Source organism: Pseudomonas sp. IT-P44 (assembly GCF_949768225.1).
In the GTDB taxonomy this organism is placed as follows: domain Bacteria; phylum Pseudomonadota; class Gammaproteobacteria; order Pseudomonadales; family Pseudomonadaceae; genus Aquipseudomonas; species Aquipseudomonas migulae.
Map to the genome: position 1 here is coordinate 1 of NZ_CATKQM010000082.1, position 716 is coordinate 716.

1 protein-coding gene and 1 pseudogene are annotated in these 716 nt (G+C 61.6%); both read right to left on the reverse strand.

The genetic code is table 11. The features are described 5' to 3' along the window. A partial coding sequence (locus ACM6IO_RS27900) for a virion morphogenesis protein (protein WP_414912614.1) occupies positions 1 to 582 on the reverse strand: 582 nt, incomplete at its 3' end. Continuing rightward, positions 569 to 716: pseudogene (locus ACM6IO_RS27905) on the reverse strand (phage tail protein); the annotation flags it as partial. The pseudogene ACM6IO_RS27905 and the gene ACM6IO_RS27900, both read right to left, overlap by 14 nt.

Sequence of the window (716 nt, forward strand, 5' to 3'; positions counted from 1 at the left end):
TTCCCAGCTCTGCGCGCCGCTGCTCTCGGTCTTTTCATCGTCCAAGATGCGGATCAGCAGCCCCGCCTTGGCGTAATTCACGTGTTCTTGAATCCAGGCTACGGACGGCCGAGTCAGGGCTTTTTTGCCTTCCTGGCGAACCTTGAAGCCCAGGCGGCGCAAGCGCTTGGCCTGCTTTTCCGTGGCGGCTAGACCTGCGGGCACGTTGTTCCAGCGCTTCATCTGCGCTGCTGTGCGCCGCTCGCTGACACCGTTGTGTTGCTGGGCCGCGACCCAGGCGGTCAGGGCGTTTTTCCAGCCCAATTCGGCTTCATCTGCGCTGACCCTGGTGACCTGCATCAGCTTGGCCAGGCCGGCTTCCATCTTCTTTTTGCCCTTGCCTGTGCCCTTGCGCTCTTCGAACGGGGTGCCGTCCAGGTTCTGCTGGTCACGCACACGCTTGCGGCCCATCGTCCGCACACGTTTCATCACGTTATTCAGCAAACGCCGACGCAGCTGTGGCGGCAGGCTCAGCAACGCCAACTGCTCGCGAATGCCGAGATAACCCCGGGCGTCGAGCTCGAAGGTGCTACGACCGGCCATGGCTGGACACCTCGCCGTGCTCTGCAACCCACAGATCGAACGGCACGAATGACCAGGTCTTATCGAACGCCAGGATCTCGCCGGCAGGGTCTTCAGACAGGTACTGCGGTTCGATGAACTCGAGAGTGATGTCA